The sequence below is a fragment of the Paenibacillus wynnii genome, assembly GCF_000757885.1.
GTDB lineage: Bacteria > Bacillota > Bacilli > Paenibacillales > Paenibacillaceae > Paenibacillus_AQ > Paenibacillus_AQ wynnii.
The window spans coordinates 2,294,869-2,311,104 of record NZ_JQCR01000003.1 but is presented as its reverse complement, the minus strand read 5'-3'; the positions used below and the strand labels follow the sequence as shown (position 1 = coordinate 2,311,104).

The window sequence follows — 16,236 nt, the reverse complement described above, 5'->3', positions numbered from 1 at the left end:
AGGAGAGTTATTTATGAAAACTAGCGAAACGATTCATCCGGACCACAGTACCCATTCCGTTGTCACTTCCAACAAATGGGTCATGGGTTCCATTGAATCGGTTAAATATGAATTAGGGGTATTCCTATTCAAAGGTGAAAATGCTTCAATTATGCTGCAACCTGTTAATGATCATATAGTTCGTGTGAGAATGTTGCTGGATCATCGTATTGATTTACGTACCACAATTGCAGTCCAAGCAGACGAATTCATTGAAGTTGATGTGCGATTGGAAGAGAGCTCGGATGTATACAAATTAATACTTCCGGCAATAACCGTTGTTGTACATAAAGAAACTGGACTGCTGGATTTCTATAGCGCGGATGGAGATCTGATTTCGAGAGAGGAAGAGGTATTTCAAAGCGGTAGAGGCAAGTATGGTTGTCGAAAACAAATGGATCTGGATTCCCATATTTATGGGTTAGGTGAGAAAACAAACTTTTTGGATAAAAAAGGTGAGAAATATGATATGTGGAATTCGGATGTATTTGATCCGCATGTACCCGAAATCGAATGTTTGTATGTATCCATTCCATTCTTAATTCATTTTCGTTACAATAAGCCCGTCTATGGAATATTCCTCGATAATCCGGGAAGGACCTCGTTTGACATGCGTTCTAACGATAATCACTACACTTTTCAAATAGACTCAGGCACCATCGATTATTACTTCGTTTATGGCCCCGACTTGAAAGATGTGGTGAAACGATACAGCGGTCTGACTGGTCGTATGGAACTTCCGCCGGCTTGGGCCATCGGATATCACCAATCTCGGTACAGTTATATGGACCAAAAAGAGGTTATTGCACTCGCTAGAAATTTCCGTGATAAACAAATCCCTTGTGATGTCATTTATCTTGACATTCATTATATGGATGAGTATCGGGTATTTACCTTTGATCCGATACGATTTCCGAATCCCGCCAAGATGATCCGTGAATTAAATGAAATGGGGATACGTATTGTTCCCATTGTTGATCCGGGTATCAAAAAGGATCCCGAGTATCCCCCCTATCAGGAAGGCATAAAAAAGGATTACTTCTGCCGCAAGATGGAAGGCGACTTGTTCATTGGCAATGTATGGCCTGGAGCAAGCGCGTTTCCTGACTTCACAGTAGAAGAGGTACGCTTGTGGTGGGAAGAACAGCATAGGTATTATACGGATCTCGGCATTTATGGAATCTGGAACGATATGAATGAGCCTGCGGTATTTAATGCTACCAAAACCATGGATCTTGACGTAGTACATGGAAACGATGGCAATCCGAGAACACACCGTGAGCTTCACAATCTTTACGGGATGCTGATGTCGATGGCTACGCAGCAAGGTTTGAAGAAACAATTGAAAGGTGAACGTCCTTTCGTGCTTACACGAGCAGGTTATGCTGGTGTTCAGAAGTATGCAGCAACTTGGACTGGAGATAATCGCAGTTTCTGGGAACATCTCTCCATGGCTATTCCAATGGTTCTGAACTTGGGGTTATCCGGTCAGCCCTTCTCCGGATCGGATATCGGCGGTTTTTCCCATCATGCTACTCCAGAGTTACTGGCGCGTTGGACGCAGGCGGGTGTATTCTTCCCATACTGCCGGAATCATAGTGTTCTAGATTCCGTATATCAAGAGCCTTGGTCATTTGGTTCGCACATCGAAGAAATCTGCAAAAAGTATATTCGTTTACGCTATCGTCTCATGCCTTACCTGTACACGGTATTCTATGAAGCACATAAGACGGGTTTACCGGTTATGCGTCCCTTAATTCTTGAATACCCAAATGATCGTAGCGTTCATAATTTATGCGATCAGTTTATGGTAGGCAGTAACCTGCTTGTTGCTCCCGTCCTTCGTCCTAATACGGAGTATCGTGTGGTTTATTTACCTGAAGGCGAATGGGTAGATTATTGGACGGGTGAACGTCATGAAGGCCCCCGTCATATTCTAGCACATGCCCCAATTCATGTAATGCCGCTGTATGTCAAGGCAGGGACAGCACTTCCTGAACTAATAGATGATCAATGGAAGCCTATATTAAATGAACAGGCTACTGTAACTCTTAGTATCTATCCAGGTGTGTGCAGTAGTGAGTCCTATAATCATTGGTATGAGGATGATGCCCATACGTACGCTTATGAGAAGGGTGTTTACAATCTCATAACCACTACAGTCACGACTGATGAGAATTCATTAAGGCTGAAGCTCAAATATCAATTAAAAGGATTAGCCACGGAGCGGAACATGATTGATTTAAATGTAAAGTGGATGTGTTTTGTACCGAAAGCCATCGACGTTATTACATCTAAAGGAAACGAAACGTTGGAGGAAATGGGTGGCACTTGGAGCTACGAAGAAGAAACTCAGGAATTGAAGTTGCATGTACCTAATCCCTTTGTTGAGATGGAATTATTCGTTCACGGCCTAACTAACCAGAATTTCTCTTAAATAACGATACACAAGATACCGAACTGACTTGACAATGGCAATGTCAGTTTGGTATTTTTGTATTAGTGATTAGCACTCATCTCTGTCGAGTGCTAACGAATGTGAGCTACAGCCGATAGGAGGAAAATAACATGTTGACTGAACGCCAAAGAATGATACTTAATGCCATAGTTGATGATTATATTTCTTCGGCTGAGCCCGTGGGCTCACGCAGTATCTCTAAACGCGGAGATGTAGGATACAGTCCTGCTACGATCCGCAATGAAATGGCTGACCTGGAGGATCTGGGGTATCTCGAACAGCCGCATACCTCTGCAGGCCGAATACCCTCTCATAAGGGATATCGTTATTACGTGGATCACCTGGTCCCTTGGAATTCCGCCGAATCTGCAGAAGTGGGCACCATCCGTGCTTTTTTCGCAGAGAAGCTGAATGCAATGGAGCAGGTTAATCAACATGCGGCGATGATCCTTTCTAATATGACGAATTACACTTCCATCCTGCTGGGACCGGAGGTTTTTCATACTTCTTTGCGCCATTTTCAATTACTGCCTCTTAATGAAACAACGGCAGTGGCCATTATTGTTACCAGCACGGGACAGGTTGAGAATCGTACGGTGAATATTCCGCCGGAGATTTCGGTTTCAGATATGGAGAAAGTGGTCAACATGCTTAACAGCAAGCTGGTTAATGTACCTCTCTATAAGCTGAAGAGTAGACTTTATTCGGAACTTGGCGAAGAGATGCAGCGGCATATCTCCCACTATGAAGAATTAATGCAGGTGTTGGACACGGCACTTGAGAGTGATCAGGAGCAGCGGATTTACCTTAGCGGGGCAACGAATATGCTGAATCAGCCTGAGTTCAAGGATGTTGATAAGGTTAAACATATTCTAGATCTTCTTGAGGAAACACCCACTTTGCTTAAAATGCTGTCCCCGGCAGCCGGCGGAACAGGAATTCAAGTCCGTATAGGGACGGAGAACAGCCATGAAGCGATCGCCAACTGCAGTCTGATAACAGCGACTTATTCACTTGACGGGCAGGCCCTGGGGAGCATAGGGATCTTAGGGCCGACTCGAATGGAATATGCAAGGGTTATGGGTATTTTGGGCATTCTGTCTAGAGATTTGACAGCGATGCTGGCACACTGGTATAAGTGAACTTAAGTCGTGATTACTTTAAGGAGGTGAAGACAACTTGAAAGAGGAACAAGTTCAAGATTCCAACGAAATTCAAGATAATGATACAAATGAGAACCCTGCAGCCGATACAGCTGAGACGGTCTCTGAGACCGATGCCTTCACGGCAGAGGAAGTCAGTGAGGTTAGTGACGGAGATGAACTCAAGCGCCTGCAAGGTCTTGCTGACGAATTCCAGGGACGTGCATTACGTGTACAGGCTGATTTCGATAACTTCCGCCGTCGTACTTTGAAGGAGAAAGAAGAATTAGCGCAATATGCTACTTCTAAGCTCGTAACGGAATTGCTCCCGGTTATGGATAATTTCGAACGTGCATTGGCAACGGCTCCGGCTACTCCTGAATTTGAAGCTTTTACAAAAGGTGTGAATATGATTTTCCGCCAGTTGGAAGGGATTCTGAAGAACGAGGGACTTACAGCAATGGAAACAGTAGCACAGCCCTTTAACCCTGAATATCATCAGGCCATTATGCAGGTGGAGAGCGAGGAGCACGAAGAAGGTATCGTGACAGAGGAAGTCCAAAAGGGCTATCTCCTGAAGGATAAGGTACTTCGTCCTGCCATGGTCAAAGTCAGCATGTAGTCTGTCTATATAGGCTGGCAGTTTCTGTCCGCCAACCAAGCGGCAGTATGATCTAATCGTGATTATAAGGTTACAGCACATAATTATTTTCAGAGGAGCGCAGCTCCCAGTAAAAATTCAAGGAGGCAAAATACATTGAGTAAAGTAATTGGTATCGACTTAGGAACCACCAACTCTTGCGTAGCAGTTATGGAAGGCGGCGAAGCCGTTGTTATCCCTAACCCAGAAGGCGCGCGTACAACCCCATCGGTTGTAGGTTTCAAGAAAGACGGCGAGCGTGTTGTCGGTGAAACGGCAAAACGCCAAGCGATCACTAATCCGGATCGCACAATCAGCTCTATCAAACGTCACATGGGTACAGGCCACAAGGAAACGATTGACGGTAAAGACTATTCCGCTCAAGAAATTTCAGCTATGATCCTGCAAAAGCTGAAAGCTGATGCAGAAGCTTATCTGGGTCAGACAGTGACTCAAGCCGTTATTACCGTTCCTGCTTACTTCAATGACAGTCAGCGTCAAGCTACTAAAGATGCAGGTAAAATTGCTGGTTTGGAAGTCCTTCGTATTGTAAACGAGCCTACAGCAGCAGCATTGGCATACGGTTTGGAGAAATCCGAAGACCACACTATCCTCGTATATGACCTTGGTGGCGGTACGTTCGACGTATCCATTCTGGAACTTGGCGATGGCTTCTTCGAAGTAAAAGCAACAAGTGGTGATAACCGTCTTGGTGGAGATGATTTTGACCAATTGGTTATGGACTACCTAGTATCTGAATTCAAAAAAGAACAAGGCATTGACCTTAGCAAAGATAAAGCCGCTGTACAACGTTTGAAAGATGCAGCTGAGAAAGCTAAAAAAGAACTCTCCGGTGTTATGACAACTACAGTTTCCTTGCCGTTCATTACCGTTGCTGACGGAGTGCCACAGCATTTGGAAATCAACTTGACTCGTGCGAAATTTGATGAGCTGACTGAAAGTTTGGTTGAGCGTACTTTGGGCCCAACACGTCAAGCATTAAATGATGCGGGTATGACTCCGGCTGATCTTCACAGAATTGTGCTTGTAGGTGGTTCTACACGTATTCCTGCAGTACAGGATGCTATTAAGAAGCTGACTGGTAAGGACCCTCATAAAGGTGTTAACCCGGATGAAGTTGTAGCCCTGGGTGCAGCTGTTCAAGCGGGCGTATTGACTGGTGATGTTAAAGATGTTGTATTGCTTGACGTAACTCCGCTCTCCCTGGGTATTGAAACTGCAGGCGGCGTGTTCACGAAGATGATCGAGCGCAACACAACGATCCCTACTAGCAAATCCCAAGTGTTCTCTACTTTTGCTGATAACCAACCAAGCGTAGAAATCCACGTTCTTCAAGGTGAGCGCCAAATGGCGAACGGCAACAAGACCCTGGGACGCTTTATGCTGAATGATATTCCACCGGCACAACGCGGAGTTCCGCAAATCGAGGTTACCTTCGATATTGATGCCAACGGTATCGTGAATGTATCTGCAACAGATAAAGGCACGAACAAGAGCCAAAAAATCACCATTACTTCTTCCAGCGGCTTGAGCGATGCTGAAGTAGAGCAAATGATGAAAGATGCCGAGCTTCATGCTGAGGAAGACCGTAAGCGTAAGGAAATGGTTGAAGCGAAAAACGGTGCTGACCAACTGGTATATTCTACAGAGAAGCTCATTAAAGACCTGGGCGATAAAGTAGAAGCTTCCGAAGTGGAAAAAGCAAACGAAGCTAAGGAAAAAGTGAAATCGGCCCTCGAATCCGACAATCTTGAAGAAATTAATGCCGCTACAGAGGCGTTGACAGAGATTGTGCAACAATTGTCCGCGAAGCTATACGAGCAGGCTGCAGGAGCCCAAGAGGGAGCCGCAGACGGTCAAGAAGCTCAGGACAACAACTTCAAGAAGGACAACGTAGTAGACGCAGACTATGAGGTTGTTGACGAAGATAAGAATCAAGGGTAACCTTAAACGATACCTGTGCTAAAAGGGGAAGGTCAAAACCGGAGCATCCCGTGTTTTGGCTTTCCTTTTGATTGTAATAGAGACATTTAATGTACGGAGGTGAAAGCAGTGGCAGATAAACGTGATTATTATGATGTGCTCGGCTTAGGCAAAGACGCTTCGGAGGATGAGGTAAAGAAAGCGTACCGTAAGTTGGCACGCCAATATCATCCGGACGTGAATAAAGCTAGTGACGCTGAGACGAAGTTCAAGGAAGTAAAAGAAGCTTATGACGTCCTTAGCGACGGACAGCAGCGTGCAAGATATGACCAATATGGACATATGGACCCTAATCAAGGGATGGGCGGCGGCTTCGGCGGCGGCGGAGACTTCGGTGGTGGCCTAGGCGATATCTTTGATATGTTTTTCGGCGGTGGCGGCGGTCGTAGAGATCCTAATGCTCCGCAGCGCGGCAGCGATTTGCAATATACCATGACCATTGAATTCAAGGAAGCGGTATTTGGCAAGGAATCCGATATTACCATTCCGCGTACCGAGACATGCGACACCTGCTTTGGCTCCGGGGCTAAACCTGGAACGAAGCCGGATACATGTAACGTATGTAAAGGTAGCGGCCAGCAGGAGTTTGTACAGAATACACCGCTTGGACAAATGCGTAATCGGCGTCCGTGCTCTCATTGTAGTGGTACAGGTAAGATTATTAAGGAAAAATGTAACACTTGCAGCGGTGCCGGCAAGGTGAAGAAACAGCGTAAGATCCATGTTCGCATTCCTGGCGGAGTGGATGACGGTGCACAGCTTCGTATGACGGGTGAAGGAGAAGGCGGCCATCGCGGTGGTCCTGCCGGAGACCTGTATATTATTATTCGTGTTAAACCACATGACTTTTTCGTACGTGAAAACGATGATATTTTATGCGAGATTCCACTCACCTTCACACAGGCAGCCTTAGGTGATGAGATCGAAATTCCGACCCTGTCGGAAAAAGTAAAACTTAAGATTCCTGCTGGAACCCAGACAGGTACCTTCTTCCGACTCAAAGGAAAAGGGGTTCCGCGTTTGCGGGGAACCGGTCAAGGCGATCAGCATGTCAGAGTAATCGTAGTCACTCCAAGCAAGCTAAGCGATGAGCAAAAAGACCTTCTGCGTCAATTCTCATCTCATGACGGCGCACATACGCATGAGCAGGAGCAATCCTTCTTTGACCGTATGAAGCGTGCCTTTCGCGGAGACTGATTAAGCGTTAATCTATTAAGTTCATCATATGAAGCAGGCTAAGATTTATTCTTAGCCTGCTTTTTTGCTGTAATCTCTTGTATAAATGTAAAATGTTCTAGCCACACTAAATGCAGGTACGCTCCTAAGCGGTACTGACCTCAAAAGAGAGCGGGGATAAACATGTCTGAAAAAAACATACTCGCATATTTTAAAAGTCCAGAGGAGGCTGAGGCGGTCTCACGCAAGCTTCAGTCGCTGAGAGTCATTGATATGTCCATAGACCGCTTCGGCAAATATCCGGGAGACGAGCGGTACTCGGGTCAAAACCCGCTTACAGGCGATATTCAAAGTCTTGCAACCATGACACTTAATTCGTCCATTGACAGCCGTTCGGCCGGTATTTTGGCGTCTGCAGATGTAAGCGCCAGTGGGATGAGCCATGGCGGGGATGGCGGGCCTACAGGCCGCGATATTTTATTAACTGTTGTAGTAGACTCGGAATCCTTTGATCAAGCTTTAAGGATCGTTGAGGATGCCGGAGGAATGATCTAACCAGTACCTGTAATAATAGAAAGGGGAATGCGGAGTGGATAAACATTCGAAAATACCCTCGAAGACTGAGAAAATGAAAATGTTGTATGAAGCCAAAGCGGAGGATGTAGAGTTCTCAGCAGCAGAGGCGGATATGGATGACCTTGAGGCACAGGTACGGTCACAGCAAGCGGACAAACGGCAACTGCACGAGATTCTGCAAGAAGAACAAAAAGAGGTAGATTGACTTAAAAAAATCTCAAGAAGAGTGTTCTTTATCTGAGGAAAGCCCCTTACCCCTTTTATTACACATATAAAGGGGTAAGGGGCCTTTTTAGCGTCGCCCATTTTTCGGGCATTTTTGCATATAAGCATGTATAATTAGAGGGATATGTATGCTGGGGGTGACATGGACACAATGATATTATGGATCGGTCTCGCGGTCGTCGTTATAGCACTTACTTTTTTGAATCAGAAGCAATTATATTCCTCTAAAGTAAAACGGGCATATCGTGAGCTTCGAGTCCTAGCGGACCATGCTAGAAATGGGCAATCTACGATTGAAGAATTGCCGAAGTGGGAGGCCAACCTGGCGGAGATGGAGAAACATCCGAACGAGTATAACAAGCTGGAATATGAAGTTGGGCTTCGGCGCACGTTTGTGATGTATTTGGAACGCCATTATCCGCAGGATGAAAGACTGCCTGATCTACAGGAAGCTGCAGCCTATCAGAAGGATTCGGTCTGGGGGATTAAAATGGGCGATTACGGTCCCAAAAAATAAGGGAGAATCATTTAAAGAGTCTGCTCACCTAGGATTGAATGGGAGTGGGCTCTTTTATTATTCCTATAAGATTAACATGTACATACAAGTGGCTTGTGTTATAATAACTTGTATTACTTCTATTACAGTAACCTGAGGTGTATTTACATGACTGACAAACCAAAACCTAAATATATGCAGTTAAAGCTCGAGCTGCTGTCCTGGATTGAATCAGGGGTGCTGAAGCCGGATGACCAGACGCCTTCAGAGCATGAGATTGCCGCTCAGTTCGGCATGAGCAGACAAACGGTGCGCCAAGCGCTGGGGCAATTGGAGAAAGAGGGCAGATTGTATCGGCTGCAGGGTAAAGGGACTTTTGTTGCCCGGCAGGATACACGTCCTTTGCAGCAGAGCAGCATGATCGGTATGATGACTACACATATCTCGGATTATATCTTCCCCCATATCGTCCGGGGAGCTGAGGCTAAGCTGCGCAGCAGCGGGTATAGCATGATGCTGTCGAGCACAGACAATGACAAGGATAAGGAACGGGAGAACCTGGAGCTTATGCTTAGCCAACCGTTCAAAGGCCTTATTATTGAACCTACCAAGAGTGCTCAGGGCAACCCGAATCTTAACTTGTACCTGTCCCTCGAAATTCATAGAATCCCTTTCATCATGATCAATGAACGTTACCCTGAACTTCATTGTCCTTGCTTGAAGCTGGATGACGAAGCCGGCGGCTTTATGGCAGCAGAGCATCTTATAGAGCTGGGTCATCGGGATATTGCCGGATTCTTCAAAACAGATGATTTACAGGGTGCCAATCGGCTGAAGGGTTTTACAAGGGCCTTTCATAAACATCGCCTGCCCTTAGGCAAAGATACGATTACACACTACACAACAGAGCAAAAGCATACCGTACCCTATAAGGCCGCTCTAACCATGCTTCAGCAACAGCAGCGACCTACAGCTTTTGTCTGCTATAATGACGAATTGGCGGTGCTTCTGCTTGAAGCGGTCCGTCAGACCGGACTTAGTGTACCGGATGATTTATCTATCATTGGCTTCGATGACTCATCGCTGGCGACGGCGACTGAGGTCAAAATGACCACGCTGAGTCATCCCAAGATGGAGATGGGGGTGCAGGCGGCCAACATGCTTATCGATATGATGGAGAAGCGGACGGCGGAAGCGCCTAAGGACATTATCTATAAGCCGGAGCTTATCATTCGCGGATCCACGAAGGCTTTTGTAACCGTATAAAAGAATGTTAGCCATACAAATTATGAACAGCAGAGTAGGAATTCTCTTTGTTACTGGAGAATTCCTGCTCTGCGTTTTTGCTCATTGGCAGCTTGAGCGAAGAAGACATTGGAGGTGCCAAAAAAAAGCAGTCTAAATAAACGTATATAGGAGAGAAATCAATTATGAAAAAGAAAATGGTGACGATTTTAATAACTGCTTTGGCCTTTTCAATGGTTCAAGTTGGTTTTGCTGCTTCAGATACAACACCCCTAAAAGATATTCAAAATCATTGGGCCGAGCCGGTATTAAAGCAGTTATTCAAAAAGGATATGTTGCCGGCTAACCGGATCGGATGGAACCTTTAAACCAAACGCAAAAGTTAGTAGAGCAGAGTTTATCAAAATGGCTGTTGATGCACTCGATCTTGAAGTAGCAGCAAAGAAAGAGGGGGAAGCGTGGTACCAGCCATAATCGCTCCTTAATTTTGAAATGGTTGCTCGACACTTCCATTTTACTAAAGGGCGATTTCTTTTTGTGATTTTGGAAGAATTGTAGAAACTTATCCCACTTAAACAGCGGAGAGAACGGAACGATTGTGGAAAAGCGATAGCGTTCGCCTTTGTGTCCGGATTTTCACCGATAAGGGGAATAAATAAAATCTGGACACAACAGCGATTGGAGCAACGGTCCGTTCGTGGAGCGTCCTCACAAGCGCAACTGTCTATCCAACGCCAAAACAAGGGGTGTCCCAAGCAGCTATTCATGGCTTAAGGGATAGCCCTTTTTTAAAAAAAGAAGAGTTAGTTTGTATGTACCTATTTAACATTTTCTAAAAAACTATAGATTAAATGTACGTACAAGTGTATAATGAGGGAGCAAAGTAAGACAGGATTCATACCTAACGCATAGGGAGGATTACGAATGTTAGAGCAGTTAAAGCAAGAGGTGTTGGAAGCAAATCTAGACCTACCCCGATACAACTTGGTAACGTTTACATGGGGTAATGTGAGCGGTATTGACCGCGAAAAGGGACTTGTTGTGATTAAACCGAGCGGCGTGGAGTACGATAAACTGACCCGTGATGATATGGTGGTACTCGATTTGGACGGGAATGTCGTTGAAGGCAGCTACAGACCATCCTCTGATACAGCTACACACCTGGTGTTATACAAGGCTTTCCCTAATATCGGCGGAATTGTGCATACCCATTCACCTTGGGCGACAGGCTGGGCGCAAGCGGGTAGAGGGATTCCTGCTCTGGGTACCACTCATGCCGATTATTACTATGGTGAGGTGCCTTGCACACGGGCAATGACAGAAGCCGAGATTAAAGGTGCTTATGAGCTGGAGACGGGGAATGTCATCGTTGAGACTTTTGCGAATCTAGATCCGGATCGAATTCCGGGTGTGCTTGTACACTGTCATGCTCCGTTCAACTGGGGTAAAGATGCTCATACTGCAGTTCATAATGCCGTTGTTCTTGAAGAAGTGGCAAAGATGGCTACCCAAAGCTACCAATTGAATCCTGAGTTACAACCGATGAGCCAGCACCTTTTGGACCGTCACTTCCTCCGCAAGCACGGAGTTAATGCCTACTACGGACAAAGCTAATTTTATATATAAAAGGAGAATTCACACATGAGCAAAAAATATGCAATCGGTGTCGATTATGGAACCCAATCCGGGCGCGCTGTACTGGTTGATTTGGCGGACGGTACAGAAGTTGCCGACCATGTGACCCCTTACCCGCATCACGTTATTGATGAGTTTTTGCCAGGTACCGGACAGAAGCTGGAATATGACTGGGCGCTGCAACACCCGGCAGATTATATAGAGGTATTGAAACGTTCCGTTCCTGAGGTTATCCGTGAATCCGGTATCGATCCTGCTGATGTTGTCGGGTTGGGTATTGATTTTACAGCCTGTACCATGCTGCCGGTGAATGAGAAAGGCGAGCCGCTGTGCTTGCTTCCGGAATATCAGGAAAATCCACATAGCTGGACCAAGCTGTGGAAGCACCATGCTGCGCAGGATGAAGCTAATGAGATTAACCGGATCGCTGCGGAGCGTGGTGAGAAATGGCTGCCTCGTTATGGAGGCAAAATCTCCTCCGAGTGGATGATGGCAAAGGTATGGCAGACCCTGAACGAAGCTCCTGAGATTTATGAGGCTGCGGATCAATTCCTTGAGGCAACCGATTGGGTTATTTCGCAAATGACAGGCAACATTGTTCGCAACAGCTGCACAGCAGGTTATAAAGCGATTTGGCACAAGGCGGAAGGTTACCCTGACAAGGCGTTTTTCAAAGCGCTGGATCCTCGTCTTGAAAATCTAACCGAAACCAAACTGCGCGGTGAAATTGCTCCACTTGGAACGAAAGCTGGAGAGTTGACGCCGGAAATGGCTGAAATGATCGGCTTAGTAGCCGGAACCGCCGTAGCTGTCGGTAACGTGGATGCGCATGCGGCTGTACCTGCGGTAGGCGTGGTTACACCGGGTAAACTCGTTATGGCTATGGGTACATCCATTTGCCACATGCTGCTTGGTGAAACTGAGCGTGAAGTAGAAGGCATGTGCGGTGTGGTAGAAGACGGCATTATTCCGGGATACTTTGGATATGAAGCAGGTCAATCGGCGGTTGGAGACATTTTTGAATGGTATGTAGAAGAAGCTGTTCCGTCTTATGTAACGAAGGCAGCTGCTGAAGAAGGCGTGAATGTGCATGAATGGTTGGAGAAACGGGCGGCTGCGTACAACCCGGGCCAAACCGGACTTCTTGCACTCGACTGGTGGAACGGTAACCGCTCTGTATTAGTAGATACGAATCTTACAGGCCTTTTGCTGGGCTGTACACTTTTGACTAAGCCGGAAGAAATCTACCGTACACTGCTGGAAGCTACTGCCTTCGGTACTCGCAAAATCGTAGATGCATTCCACTCGAACGGTGTAGCTGTAGATGTACTGTATGCCTGCGGCGGTCTTCCGCAAAAGAACCGTCTGCTCATGCAAATTTATGCAGATGTTACGAATCGTGAAATCAAGGTAGCCGCGTCCAAGCAAACACCTGCACTGGGTGCAGCTATGTTCGGCGCAGTGGCAGCAGGTTCAGATAAAGGCGGATACGATTCAATAGTAGATGCTGCTGAGAAAATGGCTCGTGTTCGTGAAGAGTCCTACCTGCCAATTCCTGAAAATGTAGCTGTCTACGAAAAACTGTTCCAGGAATACTCCAGATTGCATGATTATTTCGGCCGTGGCGAGAACAATGTCATGAAGCATCTTAAAGCGATTAAAGAAGAAGCGACACAATAATATCACTCATATTAGGAGGAAATTATATGTTAACTATTAAACCTTATCAATTTTGGTTCGTAACAGGCAGTCAGCATTTGTACGGACCGGAAACTATCCAAGAAGTAAACGAGCATTCACAACAAATTACGGCAGGTCTGAATGCAGATGAAACGGTTCCTTTTGAGATTGTGTTCAAGCCGGTTCTTACTACAGCAGATGAAATCCGTAAAATGGCGATTGCCGCTAATAGTGACGAAGCTTGCGCAGGTATCATTACTTGGATGCATACTTTCTCTCCAGCAAAAATGTGGATTTCCGGACTCTCGCAGCTGCGTAAGCCCCTTCTGCACTTGGCTACCCAGTACAATCGTGATATTCCTTGGGATTCCATTGATATGGATTTCATGAACACGAACCAATCCGCCCACGGCGACCGTGAATATGGCTTCATCGGTGCCCGTATGGGGATCGCACGCAAGGTAGTAGTTGGCTATTGGGAAGATGTTGAAGTTAGATCACGCATCAGCGGCTGGATGAATACTTCGGTTGCCTTTAATGAAAGTCAAACGCTGAAGGTAGCTCGATTCGGAGACAACATGCGTTCCGTTGCTGTAACTGAAGGTGACAAGGTTGAGGCGCAAATTAAGCTCGGCTGGACGGTTGATGGATACGGTGTCGGTGATTTGGTGGCACGTGTGGATGCAGTTACCGAAGCTCAAGTGGATGATTTGATGGCAGAATATGCTGAAGCTTATGATTTTGCTCAAGGTGGAGAGAATGAAGGTCCTGTCCGTGAATCCATTCGTTACCAGGCTCGCATTGAGATTGGCTTGAAAGGTTTCCTCGAAGAAGGCGGCTATACAGCTTTCATTACTACCTTTGAAGATTTGCACGGACTGAAGCAGCTTCCGGGTCTTGCGGTTCAACGCCTTATGGAACAAGGTTATGGCTTCGCAGGTGAAGGGGACTGGAAAACGGCTGCACTCGTTCGCTTGATGAAGATTATTGCCAGCAACAAAGGCACGTCCTTTATGGAAGATTACACGTATCATTTAGATCCTGCGAATGAGCTGGTTCTTGGCTCACATATGCTTGAAATCTGCCCGACCATTGCTGTAGACAAACCGAAGCTCGAAGTGCATCCACTGGGTATCGGGGGCAAAGAAGATCCGGCCCGTATGGTCTTCAACGGACGTTCAGGTGCTGCGCTTAACGCATCCATTATTGATATGGGCAACCGTTTCCGACTGCTTGTAAATGAAGTAGAAGGTGTGGAACCGAAGGAAGCTATGCCAAACCTGCCAGTTGCTCGTGTGCTCTGGAAAGTACAGCCAAGCCTAAAAGAAGGCGTGGAAGCCTGGATTCTTGCCGGCGGCGCGCATCATACGGGGTTCTCGTATGTAGTGACTACCGAACAGTTGCTGGACTTTGCTGAAATGGTGGGCATGGAGTGTGTAGTTATTGATAAAGATACGAACACTCGCGCTTTCCGCAACGAGCTGCGTCTGAACGATATTGCTTGGAAACTTGCTTAATTGAATAGACATTGAAGAAGAAACGGGTACCGCCCTTGATTAGAGTGCGGTACAACCGTTTCTTCCTTTATAAGGGGAGGAATTATTTATATGACCCAAATATTGGAGAGAATACAAGCAGCAGCAGGAGAATTGGAAGGAGGGGCAGCTTCAGCCCTTCCGCAAGTGATTGTCGTGGATCCGGGTGCAGTTCATCGGGTTATCCCATACGTGAAGGAAAAAGGATGGCAGGTTCCGCTATTAGTTGCGGATGAGCATACCTTTAAGGTAGCCGGTAAAAGCTTGGAGCAGGAATATGCTAATTTGGGGAGTTCTCTCCCTATAACAATCGTCCTTCCTAATGCTCAAGGTGACGTTATTGCGGATGAATCATCGGTGGTTCAGGTGCTTTTGTCCATACAGCAAAATAAATCGGATGCCGTTATCGTCGTAGGCTCCGGTACGCTTCATGATATTGCCAGGTATGCGGCTTACAGCGCCAGTATCCCGTTTGTCTCCGTACCCACGGCTCCATCAGTGGACGGTTTTACCTCCAATGGATCGCCGCTAATCATCCGGGGTAACAAGATTACGATACCAGCGGCAGGTCCAGTAGCTATTTTTGCGGATACGGATATTTTACGGGAAGCTCCTACAGCGATGATTGCTGCAGGATTCGGAGATATGTTGGGCAAATATACATCCTTGTTCGATTGGAAGTACGGACGGTTGACGGCGGAGGAGCCTTATTCCCCGGTTGTTGCTAAAATCACCGAACAAGCACTGTTGGCCTGTGTCAGCCACGCAGAAGAAATCGGGAATCGCACGGAGCAAGGGATATCCGTATTGACTGAGGCCTTGATCGAGTCTGGTCTGGCGATACTTTTGTTCGGGCAATCGCATTCCGCATCCGGTGCAGAGCATCATTTGTCCCATTATTGGGAGATGGAGTACATTCGCACAGGGAGAAGACAGTTGCTTCATGGAGCTAAAGTAGGCGTGGCATGCGCCGAGATCTCAGCGTTGTATCATGAATTGGTGAAAAGTATGGAGCTGGAAGGCGCTCTAGGGGAAGAGGTTCGTAAGGAAATCAGCAACCTTCCGCAGCCTGAACGGATTCGGGAGCTGCTAAGAACCGTTCATGGACCCTCAACCATTGAGGAGCTGGGCGTAGATGAGGAATTACTCGGCAGGAGTCTGGCGGAAGCGCATTTCATTCGGATGAACCGGCATACTTTGCTGAGAGCTCGGAATGAAAGGAAGCTAACTGTGTGATGATTGAGGAATAACGACTGAAAGAAAAACCGCACCATCTCTACGGATTGTTATCGTAGGATGGTGCGGTTTTTGGTAATATTTACACGGCACGCATACTCTCGGAGGTACTCAGTGAAATAGATGTATATTATCAGACTGTTGAGAAA

At 46.5% G+C, this 16,236-nt stretch carries 15 protein-coding genes; all 15 read left to right on the top strand.

Features of this window, described 5'->3' with window-relative positions; translation table 11 throughout:
- Window positions 1-13: 13 nt before the first annotated feature.
- The 15 genes from PWYN_RS26165 (at window position 14) to PWYN_RS26100 (ending at window position 16,087) form a co-directional block, all read left to right on the top strand.
- Window positions 14-2,476, top strand: a complete 2,463-nt coding sequence (locus PWYN_RS26165; protein WP_036658074.1) for a glycoside hydrolase family 31 protein — start codon at window positions 14-16, stop codon at window positions 2,474-2,476.
- A gap of 131 nt (window positions 2,477-2,607) precedes the next feature.
- On the top strand, window positions 2,608-3,639 hold the full coding sequence (gene hrcA, locus PWYN_RS26160; RefSeq protein ID WP_036658071.1) for a heat-inducible transcriptional repressor HrcA: 1,032 nt from the start codon (window positions 2,608-2,610) through the stop codon (window positions 3,637-3,639).
- A gap of 37 nt (window positions 3,640-3,676) precedes the next feature.
- Window positions 3,677-4,261, top strand: a complete 585-nt coding sequence (gene grpE / locus PWYN_RS26155) for a nucleotide exchange factor GrpE (protein ID WP_036658069.1) — start codon at window positions 3,677-3,679, stop codon at window positions 4,259-4,261.
- A 135-nt stretch (window positions 4,262-4,396) separates the two neighbouring features.
- Entirely contained in the window at window positions 4,397-6,244 is a 1,848-nt protein-coding gene (gene dnaK, locus PWYN_RS26150; RefSeq protein WP_036658066.1) for a molecular chaperone DnaK, read from the top strand.
- Window positions 6,245-6,352: 108 nt separating this feature from the next.
- Window positions 6,353-7,480, top strand: coding sequence for a molecular chaperone DnaJ (dnaJ, locus tag PWYN_RS26145; RefSeq protein ID WP_036658064.1), 1,128 nt, complete (start codon window positions 6,353-6,355; stop codon window positions 7,478-7,480).
- 162 nt (window positions 7,481-7,642) lie between these two features.
- Window positions 7,643-8,014, top strand: a complete 372-nt coding sequence (locus PWYN_RS26140; RefSeq protein WP_036658061.1) for a hypothetical protein — start codon at window positions 7,643-7,645, stop codon at window positions 8,012-8,014.
- Between the two features lie 34 nt (window positions 8,015-8,048).
- A complete protein-coding gene (locus PWYN_RS26135; protein ID WP_036658058.1) occupies window positions 8,049-8,240 on the top strand; it encodes a YfhD family protein in 192 nt (63 codons plus the stop codon).
- A gap of 162 nt (window positions 8,241-8,402) precedes the next feature.
- The gene (locus PWYN_RS26130; protein ID WP_036658057.1) at window positions 8,403-8,777 is read left to right on the top strand and encodes a hypothetical protein; all 375 of its coding nucleotides are present in this window, start codon (window positions 8,403-8,405) and stop codon (window positions 8,775-8,777) included.
- A gap of 147 nt (window positions 8,778-8,924) precedes the next feature.
- Window positions 8,925-10,022, top strand: a complete 1,098-nt coding sequence (locus PWYN_RS26125) for a GntR family transcriptional regulator (protein WP_036658055.1) — start codon at window positions 8,925-8,927, stop codon at window positions 10,020-10,022.
- 164 nt (window positions 10,023-10,186) lie between these two features.
- Window positions 10,187-10,369, top strand: a complete 183-nt coding sequence (locus PWYN_RS30210; RefSeq protein ID WP_036658052.1) for a hypothetical protein — start codon at window positions 10,187-10,189, stop codon at window positions 10,367-10,369.
- A complete protein-coding gene (locus tag PWYN_RS30760; RefSeq protein WP_084147031.1) occupies window positions 10,332-10,475 on the top strand; it encodes an S-layer homology domain-containing protein in 144 nt (47 codons plus the stop codon). The genes PWYN_RS30210 and PWYN_RS30760 overlap by 38 nt, the downstream gene beginning before the upstream one ends.
- A gap of 450 nt (window positions 10,476-10,925) precedes the next feature.
- Window positions 10,926-11,615, top strand: a complete 690-nt coding sequence (araD, locus tag PWYN_RS26115) for an L-ribulose-5-phosphate 4-epimerase (RefSeq protein ID WP_036658049.1) — start codon at window positions 10,926-10,928, stop codon at window positions 11,613-11,615.
- A 27-nt stretch (window positions 11,616-11,642) separates the two neighbouring features.
- Complete coding sequence (locus tag PWYN_RS26110; RefSeq protein ID WP_036658046.1) at window positions 11,643-13,316, top strand: ribulokinase; 1,674 nt, start codon at window positions 11,643-11,645, stop codon at window positions 13,314-13,316.
- 26 nt (window positions 13,317-13,342) lie between these two features.
- Window positions 13,343-14,833 (top strand): L-arabinose isomerase, encoded by a 1,491-nt coding sequence (araA, locus tag PWYN_RS26105; protein ID WP_036658043.1) that lies wholly within the window; start codon window positions 13,343-13,345, stop codon window positions 14,831-14,833.
- A 90-nt stretch (window positions 14,834-14,923) separates the two neighbouring features.
- Window positions 14,924-16,087 carry a sn-glycerol-1-phosphate dehydrogenase gene (locus PWYN_RS26100; protein WP_036658041.1) on the top strand — a complete coding sequence of 388 codons (1,164 nt, stop codon included), beginning with the start codon at window positions 14,924-14,926 and terminating at the stop codon, window positions 16,085-16,087.
- Window positions 16,088-16,236: the final 149 nt, after the last annotated feature.